The following is a 9,550-nucleotide window of genomic DNA, read 5'->3' as shown; positions in this document are numbered from 1 at the left end:
GTCCTGGGGGCCCTGGCCGAGGCGGTCTCGGGCGGGACGGCGATGGGGCCGATCGGGGCGATGCCGACCCCGCACACCCACGCGGCTGCCCCGGCCGGAGTCCTGCCGGGGCCGGAGAGCCCGTCCGGGAGCGAGGAGCCGGGAGCCGGGGCCGGCCGGTCCGCAGGCGCAGCGCCCTCCGGCGAGGGGCGGCGTGGGCCGCACACGGACCCGCGGCAAGCGGCCGGGCCGGGGGCCGAACGGGCCGATGCGGGCGAGGCGACGCCCCACGGACCGGATCGCCCGTTGTTCGTGGCGGGCTCCGGAGGGGCCGCCCCCTGCCACCCCGTCGAGGGGCCCGCGTACGAGGTGATCTATCTCCTGGAGGCCACCGACGAGGCCGTCCACGTCCTGCGGCGGCGGCTCGACGGGCTGGGGGACTCGCTCGTGGTCGTCGGCGGGGACGGGCTGTGGAACGTCCATGTGCACGTGGACGACGCCGGGGCGGCCGTCGAGGCCGGGGTCGACGCCGGGCGCCCGTACCGCATCCGGATCACCCACTTCGGGGCGGCCGCCGCCGCGGAGGGCGCCCCGACCGCACCCCGCCCGGAGGGTGAGCCGGAGGGCCGCGCGGTCGTCGCCGTCGTCCCCGGCGAGGGGCTCGCCGGGCTGTACCGCGAGGCCGGCGCGACCGTGGTCACCGCACACCCCGGGGAGCTGCCCGCCAGCGGCGAGCTGGTGGAGGCGATCCGGCGGGCGCACGCGCGCGAGGTCGTGCTGCTGCCCAACGACGCGGCCCTGCGCCACACCGCCGCCGCGGCCGCCGAGCAGGCGCGCGCCGAGGGCGTACGGGTCGCGCTCATCCCGACCCGCTCCAGCGTGCAGGGCATCGCCGCGCTCGCCGTCCACGAGCCCGACCGCCGCTTCGACGAGGACGTGGTCGCCATGACCTCGGCCGCGGGCGCCACCCGGTACGCCGAACTGGCCGTCGCCGAGCGGCAGTCCTGGACCACGGCCGGGGTCTGCGAGGCCGGGGACGCCCTCGGGCTGATCGACGGCGACGTGGCCGTCATCGGCCCCGACCTCACCGGAACCGCTGTGACCGTGCTGGACCGAATGCTCGCCGCGGGCGGCGAGATGGTCACGCTCGTCCTCGGCTCCGGCATCCCCGACGATCTCGCGGAACGCCTACAGGCCCACGTACGGGAAGCCCATCTCGCTGTGGACACCGTGGTCTACCAGGGCGGCCAGCCGTCCGTACCCCTGCTGATCGGCGTCGAGTGAGCCCGGTTGTCACACCCATGGTGTGCAATGGACTGCGTGCCCGCGCTGGATGAATCACTGAAGAAGACGGTCGGCGGCAACACCGCGAAGGTGTTGGCCGACCAGCTCGGCCTGCACACGGTGGGGGACCTGCTCCACCACTACCCGCGGCGGTACGCCGAGCGCGGCGAGCTGACCCGCCTCGCCGACCTCCCCCTGGACGAGCACGTCACGGTCGTCGCACAGGTCGCCAAGGCCGCGAAGAAGACCTTCAACCACGGCAGGGGCGTGCGCCTGGAGGTCGTGGTCACCGACGGCAGCGGCTCCCTGACCCTGGTGTTCTTCGGCCGTGCCGCGCACCACCACGAGCGCGAACTGCTGCCCGGGCGGCGCGGCATGTTCGCGGGCAAGGTCTCGGTCTTCAACCGCGTCCGCCAACTCGCCCACCCAGACTACGAGTTGCTGGACAGCGAGAGCGGTTCCGAGGCCGTGGACGCGTTCGCGGGCCGGCTGCTGCCGCTCTACCCCGCCTGCAAGCAGCTCCCGTCCTGGCGCATCGCCAAGTCGGTCGACGCGCTCCTGGACACCTTCGAGGCCGACGGCTGGCAGGACCTGACCGACCCGCTGCCCGCCGCGCTCCGCGACAGCCGGGGCCTGACCACCCTGCCCGAGGCCTTCCTCAAGGTACACCGGCCGCGGACGAAGGCCGAGATCGCCCAGGCCCGCGACCGCCTCAAGTGGGACGAGGCGTTCGTTCTCCAAGTCGCCCTGGCCAGGCGCCGGTTCGCCGAAGCGCAACTGCCCGCCGTACCCCGCGTACCGGCCGAGGACGGCCTCCTGGGCGCCTTCGACGCCCGGCTGCCCTTCACCCTCACCGAGGGCCAGCGCAAGGTCTCCCAGGAGATCTTCGACGACCTCGCCACCGAGCACCCCATGCACCGCCTCCTCCAGGGCGAGGTCGGCAGCGGAAAGACCCTGGTCGCCCTGCGGGCGATGCTCGGGGTCGTGGACGCGGGCGGGCAGGCCGCGATGCTCGCGCCGACCGAGGTGCTCGCCCAGCAGCACCACCGGTCCGTCGTGGAGATGATGGGCGAGCTGGCCGAGGGCGGCATGCTGGGCGGGGCGGAGCAGGCCACGAAGGTCGTGCTGCTCACCGGCTCGATGGGCGCCGCGGCCCGCCGCCAGGCGCTGCTCGACCTGGTCACCGGCGAGGCCGGGATCGTCATCGGGACCCACGCGCTGATCGAGGACAAGGTGAAGTTCCACGACCTCGGCCTGGTCGTGGTGGACGAGCAGCACCGCTTCGGCGTCGAGCAGCGGGACGCGCTGCGCTCCAAGGGCAAGCAGCCGCCGCACCTGCTGGTGATGACCGCGACCCCGATCCCGCGCACGGTCGCCATGACCGTCTTCGGCGACCTGGAGACCTCGGTCCTCGACCAGCTGCCGGCCGGCCGCTCGCCCATCGCCAGCCATGTCGTACCGGCCAAGGACAAGCCGCACTTCCTCACGCGCGCGTGGGAGCGGGTGCGCGAGGAGGTCGAGGGCGGCCACCAGGCGTACGTGGTGTGCCCGCGCATCGGCGACGAGGAGGACGGCCCTAAGGGCGCGGCCAGGAGCGCGGCCAAGGGCGCGGCCAAGAAGGCCGGCCAGGACGGGCCCTCCCCGGAGGACGAGGCCGAACGCCGCCCGCCGCTCGCTGTCCTGGAGATCGCCGAGCAGCTCGCGAAGGGCCCGCTCGGCGGGGAGCGGGTGGAGATCCTGCACGGCAGGATGCAGCCTGACGCCAAGGACGAGGTGATGCGCTCCTTCGCCGCGGGGGAGGTGGGCGTACTCGTGGCGACCACCGTCATCGAGGTCGGCGTGAACGTCCCCAACGCCACCGCCATGGTGATCATGGACGCGGACCGGTTCGGCGTCTCCCAGCTCCACCAGCTGCGCGGCCGGGTCGGCCGGGGCTCCGCCCCGGGGCTGTGCCTGCTGGTCAGCGAGATGCCCGAGGGCAGCCCGGCCCGAGCCCGGCTGGACGCGGTCGCCGCGACCCTCGACGGCTTCGAGCTGTCCCGGATCGACCTGGAGCAGCGGCGCGAGGGCGACGTGCTGGGCCAGGCGCAGTCCGGCCTCCGCTCCTCCCTGCGCATGCTCGCCGTCATCGAGGACGAGGAGGTCATCGAGGCGGCCCGCGAGGAAGCCGTGGCGATCGTCTCCGAGGACCCCGAACTCGACCGGCACCCGGACCTGCGCACCGCGCTCGACGCCCTGCTGGACGCCGAGCGCGAGCAGTACCTCGACAAGGGCTGAGACAAGGACAGAGACAAGGGCAGGAACAGGGCCGCGACAAGGGCCGGGACGGGGCCGAGACAGGGGTTGAGGCCGGGGGATGAACCCGTCACCCCCGCGCGGGGGTGACCGCACGCCATATCGTGGAGGGGCGGCGGCAGCAGCCGCCCGCGCCCACCACCCCGAAGGACCGGACACCCATGACCCGCGTGATCGCCGGAGCCGCCGGCGGACGCCGCCTGGCCGTACCGCCGGGCACCGGCACCCGCCCCACCTCCGACCGCGCGCGCGAGGGCCTGTTCTCCACCTGGCAATCGCTCTTCGGCGAGCTGCGCGGGGCCCGGGTGCTCGACCTGTACGGAGGCTCGGGCGCCGTCGGCCTGGAGGCGCTCTCCCGCGGCGCCGAGCACGTAACTCTCGTCGAGGCGGACACCCGCGCGGCCCGGATCATCCGCGACAACGTCCGCGCGATCGGTCTCCCGGGCGCCGAGGTCCGCACCGCCAAGGCCGAGCAACTGGTCGCGGGACCGGCCCCCGAGGCCCCGTACGACGTGGTGTTCCTCGACCCGCCCTACGCCGTGACCGACGACGATCTTCGGGAGATCCTCCTCACACTCCGTACGGGGGGCTGGCTCGCGGAGGACGCCCTCGCCACCGTGGAGCGCAGCACCAGAGGCGGTGAATTCGGCTGGCCCGCCGGGTTCGAGGGCCTGCGGGCCCGACGTTACGGCGAGGGCACGCTTTGGTACGGTCGCGCCGCCTCGAAGCACCAAGACGCGTCATGACCGGACCGGAGAGCGAGGAAGAACTCTTGCGCCGCGCAGTCTGTCCGGGGTCCTTCGACCCCGTCACCAACGGACACCTCGACATCATCGCCCGTGCGTCCAAGCTGTACGACGAGGTCTACGTCGCGGTGATGATCAACAAGTCCAAGCAGGGCTTGTTCACCGTCGAAGAGCGGATGGACCTCCTCCGCCAGGTCACCGCCGAGTACGGCAACGTCCGGGTCGAGTCCTTCCACGGCCTGCTGGTGGACTTCTGCAAGCAGCGCGACATCCCCGCCATCGTCAAGGGACTCCGGGCGGTCAGCGACTTCGACTACGAGCTGCAGATGGCCCAGATGAACAACGGCCTCTCCGGCGTCGAGACCCTCTTCGTCCCCACCAATCCCACCTACAGCTTCCTCTCCTCCAGCCTGGTCAAGGAGGTCGCGGCCTGGGGCGGCGACGTCTCCCATCTCGTACCGCCGCTGGTCCTCGGGGCGCTGCTCGAGCGCCTCGGCGAGAACAAGTGAGACCCGCGGCCTCCATCTGACGCCCCGTCAGCAGGTGTCGGCGGGGTGCCCCGTGGTCGTACAGTCGACTCGACCCGACCCATCCCGGTAGAGAGTGGCGAGCACCAAGGTGGACGTGCAGAAGAAGCTCGACGAGATCGTCCAGACCGTCGACAGCGCCCGGTCCATGCCCATGTCGGCCTCGTGCGTGGTCAACCGCGCCGAGCTGCTCGCCATGCTCGAAGAGGTCCGCGCCGCCCTGCCCGGCTCCCTGGCCCAGGCGCAGGAGCTGCTCGGCGGCCGCGAGCGGATGGTCGAGGAGGCGCGGGTCGAGGCCGAGCGGATCATCCAGGGCGCGCACGCCGAGCGCGGCTCGCTGGTCTCCGGCACCGAGGTGGCCCGGCAGTCCCAGGAGGAGGCCGACCGCATCCTCGCCGAGGCCCGCCGGGAGGCCGAGGAGATCCGTGCCGAGGCCGACGACTACGTGGACAGCAAGCTGGCCAATTTCGAGGTCGTTCTCACCAAGACCATCGGCTCGGTCGACCGCGGCCGCGAGAAGCTGCTCGGCCGCGGCCCCGGCCTGGACGAGCAGGGCTACGCGGACGAGGACGCCCCTGAGCACAGCACCGACCCGGCCACCCTGCGCGAGCGCGCCGACGGCTACGTGGACGCCAAGCTCGGCGCCTTCGAGGCCGTGCTCGCCAAGACCCTGGAGGCGGTCGGCCGCGGCCGGCAGAAACTGCACGGGCGGCAGACCGCGGACGAGCTGGGCGCGCACATGGCCGCCCAGGACGGCCTGGTCCACTCCCCGCAGACCAGCGACGCCGAGTACCTGGCGGGCCTGGCCGCCCCGCAGGACCCGGCCCAGGCGGCCCCGCAGCCCCAGCCGCAGCAGCCCGGGGCTCAGCCGCAGCAGGACTACTACGCCCCCGCCGCGGCCTACCAGCAGGACCCGTACGCGTACCAGCAGCAGGAGGCGTACACCGCCTACCGGCAGCAGGACCCGTACGGCTACCAGCAGGGCTATCCGCAGCAGGACGGCTACGGCTACGAGCAGGCCCAGCACCCCCAGGCCCAGCACCCCCAGACCCAGCAGCAGCCCGCGGCCGCGCTGGACGAGACCAGCCTCTTCGACACCGGCATGATCGACCTGGACCAGCTGCGGCAGTACGAGCAGGGCCGCTGAGCACCGGCCCCTGGGCGTCGGGCTGAACGCCCGCTGACCGGGGGCTCAGGAGGCGATTGGGTCTCCGGCGGCCCGTCCAGTATCCTGGCTGTTCGGTCGCGCGTACGTCCGCGATCTCGGCTGCCCGATCGGCGATTCCGCCCGGGGGACGCCGGTACCGCAGCGTAGAAAGCAGGAAGCCCTGAACGCCCGCCTCGACCACCGCGACCCACTCGTGTTCGACACGCATGAGCTGGGCCGGCGTCCTGGTGCGATGCAGCGGCTCTCCCGCTCCGTCGACGCCCCGGCCAACCTCGGAGTCGAGGTCATCGGGGTGCCGGACGACGCGACCGTGGAGCTCGAACTCCGCCTGGAGTCGGTCATGGAAGGGGTGCTCGTCACGGGCACCGCCCGTGCGCCGCTGACGGGGGAGTGCGTAAGGTGTCTGGAGCCGCTGGAGCGAGAGCTCTCGGCGGACTTCCAGGAGATGTTCTCCTACCCCGACGCCGATGACCGGAGCCGCGAAGCGGAGTCCGGCGACGACGCCGAGGACGAGGACGTGCTCTTCCTCGAGGACGGCCTGTTCGACCTCGAGCCCGTGCTGCGCGACGCGGTGGTGCTGTCACTGCCGCTGCAGCCGGTGTGCCGGGAGGACTGCCCCGGACTGTGCCCCGACTGCGGGGCGCGGCTCGCGGACGACCCGGACCACCACCACGACGCCGTCGACGACCGTTGGGCGGCACTGCAGGGACTCGCCGGTTCACTCAAGGGCGGCGAGAAGGACGACATGAGCGGCGCCGAAGCGGGCGTCGACGAGAAGCAGGAGAAGTAGCCGTGGCTGTTCCGAAGCGGAAGATGTCGCGCAGCAACACGCGCCACCGCCGGTCGCAGTGGAAGGCTGCGGTCCCCACCCTGGTGGCGTGCGAGCGCTGCCACGAGCCGAAGCTGCAGCACATCGCGTGCCCGAGCTGCGGCACCTACAACAAGCGTCAGGTCCTCGAGGTCTGATCGGCAGGGATACGGCTCCATGTCAGACGCCAACAAGCCGAATGTTCCCCGTAAGCGCGGGGGTGAGTCGGCTCAGGCGGACACGACGGCCTCGTCCCACACGCTCCTGGAAGGGCGGCTCGGCTACCAGCTCGAGTCCGCCCTTCTGGTGCGTGCGCTGACCCACCGCTCGTACGCGTACGAGAACGGCGGTCTGCCCACCAACGAGCGGCTGGAGTTCCTCGGGGACTCGGTGCTCGGACTGGTGGTCACCGACACGCTGTACCGCGTCCACCCCGATCTGCCCGAGGGCCAACTGGCCAAGCTGCGGGCCGCAGTGGTCAACTCGCGTGCGCTGGCGGAGGTCGGCCGCGGCCTCGAACTGGGCTCCTTCGTCCGGCTCGGCCGGGGCGAAGAGGGCACCGGCGGCCGGGACAAGGCCTCCATCCTCGCCGACACCCTCGAAGCGGTGATCGGCGCGGTCTACCTCGACCAGGGGCTCGACGTGGCCGCGGAGCTGGTGCACCGGCTCTTCGACCCGCTGATCGAGAAGTCCTCGAACCTCGGCGCCGGCCTGGACTGGAAGACCAGCCTCCAGGAACTGACCGCCACCGAGGGCCTCGGCGTCCCCGAGTACGTGGTCACCGAGACCGGGCCCGACCACGAGAAGACCTTCACGGCTGCTGCCCGCGTCGGTGGTGTCGAGTACGGCACCGGCACCGGCCGCAGCAAGAAGGAAGCCGAACAGCAGGCCGCGGAAGCGGCGTGGTGCGCCATCCGCGAGGCGGCGACGGCGAAGACCGCCGACGCCGCGGAAGCCGGGTCCGCGACAACAGAAGCCGCTTCCGCGACGGCGGAAGCCGCAACGGACGAGACCGCGTAGTACCGACCCTCGTTCGGCACCGCCCGTCTGCACCGTCACGGTTGCTCGCCGTCGCGGGCGGAAGATCTCTCCCGCCCGCGACGGCGAGAAGTCGTACGGCGGGCCCGGCGGTGCCGAGCCCGCCGCAACCCGTTGAGATTGCGGCCACCCCCTCCGGAGGAGATCCGTGCCCGAGTTGCCAGAGGTCGAGGTGGTTCGGCGCGGGCTGGAGCGCTGGGTTCGCGGTCGCACCATCACGGCCGTGGAAGTGCGCCACCCGCGCGCGATACGGCGCCACCACGCCGGCCCGGCCGACTTCGCCGACCGGCTGGTGGGCCGCGCCTTCGGCCCGGCGCACCGCCGCGGCAAGTACTTGTGGCTGCCCGTCGAGTCCACCGGCACCTCCGTCCTCGGCCATCTCGGCATGAGCGGCCAACTGCTCGTACAGCCCGAGAAGGCCCCCGACGAGAAGCATCTGCGCATCCGGATCCGCTTCGCGGACGCACCCCCGTCGGCCCCCGAGGCGGCGGGCACCGAGCTGCGCTTCGTCGACCAGCGGACGTTCGGCGGACTGTCGCTGCACGCGCAGGTGCCCGGCGAGGCGGACGGCCTGCCGGACGCCATCGCGCACATCGCGCGCGACCCGCTGGACCCGGCGTTCGACGACGCGGCCTTCCACGAGGCGCTGCGCCGCCGCCGTACGACCGTCAAGCGCGCGCTGCTCGACCAGTCCCTGATCAGCGGGGTCGGCAACATCTACGCCGACGAGGCGCTGTGGCGCGCCAAGCTCCACTACGACCGCCCGACCGCGACCATGACCCGGCCGCGCAGCGCCGAACTCCTGGACCACGTACGGGAAGTGATGGCCGAGGCGCTGGCTGTCGGCGGCACCAGCTTCGACAGCCTGTACGTCAACGTCAACGGCGAATCAGGGTACTTCGCGCGCTCCCTGGACGCTTACGGCCGCGAGGACGAGCCCTGCCGGCGCTGCGGCACCCCGATCCGCCGCCGCCCCTGGATGAACCGGTCCAGCTACTACTGCCCGCGCTGCCAGCGCCCGCCGGTCCGCCGGACCCTCCCCGCGCCCCGCTGATCCCCGGCGGCCCGATCCGGCCTGCTGACGCCCCTCTTCCGCGCATATGACGTCTCGTTGCGTGCATATGACGTCTCGCCGACGTGGCGCCCACCGGCGCGGGCGCGCCCCATCCGCGTCCCATATTGCCTATATTCAGTGAGGTTTATCCGGTTGGCGACATTCACGGCATAAATCCCGTGTGTCGATATTCCTGCACAGACGTACGCGGAGGCGATGGTGACGGACGCGCCCACGGTGACCGGCCCGGAGAAGGCGGCCGAGAGGCCCGGCACGGCGCGGGGCGCCGCACCACCGACAGCGCGCACCGAGAGCGTCGTCCCCGCCTCGGACCAGCCTGGTAGCCGCCTCGCCTGGTTCCGCCCGCACACCTGGCCCCGCGACTGGCTCCTCCTCGGCGCCTACTGGGCCGCCTCCCGGCTGCTGATGCTCGCCCTGCTCCGCCAGGGCGGATTGGACATCGCCCGCGAGGTCCACGTCCTCTACACCCGCTGGGAGGGCGAACTGCGCGGCGGTTCCTACCCCGTGGGCGACGTCAGCTGGCAGTACCCGCCCGGCGCCGCACTCGTCATGCTCGCGCCCGGCCTGGTCCCGGCCGCCAGCTATTTCCAGGGCTTCGTGCTGCTGATGCTGGCCGCCGACGCGGCCGTC

At 72.6% G+C, this 9,550-nt stretch carries 9 protein-coding genes and 1 pseudogene; all 10 read left to right on the top strand.

Going from position 1 to position 9,550, the window contains the following annotated elements:
- Positions 1–1,263, top strand: a 1,263-nt coding sequence (locus tag AOK16_RS23630) for a DAK2 domain-containing protein (RefSeq protein ID WP_240483723.1), incomplete at its 5' end; no start/stop codon positions are given.
- 27 nt (positions 1,264–1,290) lie between these two features.
- A complete protein-coding gene (recG, locus tag AOK16_RS23625; protein ID WP_205627769.1) occupies positions 1,291–3,540 on the top strand; it encodes an ATP-dependent DNA helicase RecG in 2,250 nt (749 codons plus the stop codon).
- Between the two features lie 179 nt (positions 3,541–3,719).
- Positions 3,720–4,304 (top strand): 16S rRNA (guanine(966)-N(2))-methyltransferase RsmD, encoded by a 585-nt coding sequence (gene rsmD, locus AOK16_RS23620; RefSeq protein ID WP_055474155.1) that lies wholly within the window; start codon positions 3,720–3,722, stop codon positions 4,302–4,304.
- Positions 4,305–4,330: 26 nt separating this feature from the next.
- The gene (gene coaD / locus AOK16_RS23615) at positions 4,331–4,813 is read left to right on the top strand and encodes a pantetheine-phosphate adenylyltransferase (RefSeq protein ID WP_205627768.1); all 483 of its coding nucleotides are present in this window, start codon (positions 4,331–4,333) and stop codon (positions 4,811–4,813) included.
- Positions 4,814–4,922: 109 nt separating this feature from the next.
- Positions 4,923–5,978 carry an ATP synthase subunit B family protein gene (locus AOK16_RS23610; RefSeq protein WP_055474156.1) on the top strand — a complete coding sequence of 352 codons (1,056 nt, stop codon included), beginning with the start codon at positions 4,923–4,925 and terminating at the stop codon, positions 5,976–5,978.
- Between the two features lie 181 nt (positions 5,979–6,159).
- Positions 6,160–6,789, top strand: a complete 630-nt coding sequence (locus AOK16_RS23605; protein WP_107098438.1) for a YceD family protein — start codon at positions 6,160–6,162, stop codon at positions 6,787–6,789.
- A gap of 2 nt (positions 6,790–6,791) precedes the next feature.
- Entirely contained in the window at positions 6,792–6,965 is a 174-nt protein-coding gene (gene rpmF, locus AOK16_RS23600) for a 50S ribosomal protein L32 (RefSeq protein ID WP_007493396.1), read from the top strand.
- Positions 6,966–6,984: 19 nt separating this feature from the next.
- A complete protein-coding gene (gene rnc / locus AOK16_RS23595; RefSeq protein WP_055474152.1) occupies positions 6,985–7,827 on the top strand; it encodes a ribonuclease III in 843 nt (280 codons plus the stop codon).
- Between the two features lie 166 nt (positions 7,828–7,993).
- The gene (mutM, locus tag AOK16_RS23590) at positions 7,994–8,899 is read left to right on the top strand and encodes a bifunctional DNA-formamidopyrimidine glycosylase/DNA-(apurinic or apyrimidinic site) lyase (protein WP_055474151.1); all 906 of its coding nucleotides are present in this window, start codon (positions 7,994–7,996) and stop codon (positions 8,897–8,899) included.
- 216 nt (positions 8,900–9,115) lie between these two features.
- Positions 9,116–9,550, top strand: a pseudogene (locus AOK16_RS23585) (hypothetical protein); the annotation flags it as partial.

This window comes from Streptomyces pathocidini, assembly GCF_001418495.1.
GTDB classification, from domain to species: Bacteria; Actinomycetota; Actinomycetes; order Streptomycetales; family Streptomycetaceae; genus Streptomyces; species Streptomyces pathocidini.
This window is presented reverse-complemented; position numbering and strand designations above follow the sequence as displayed.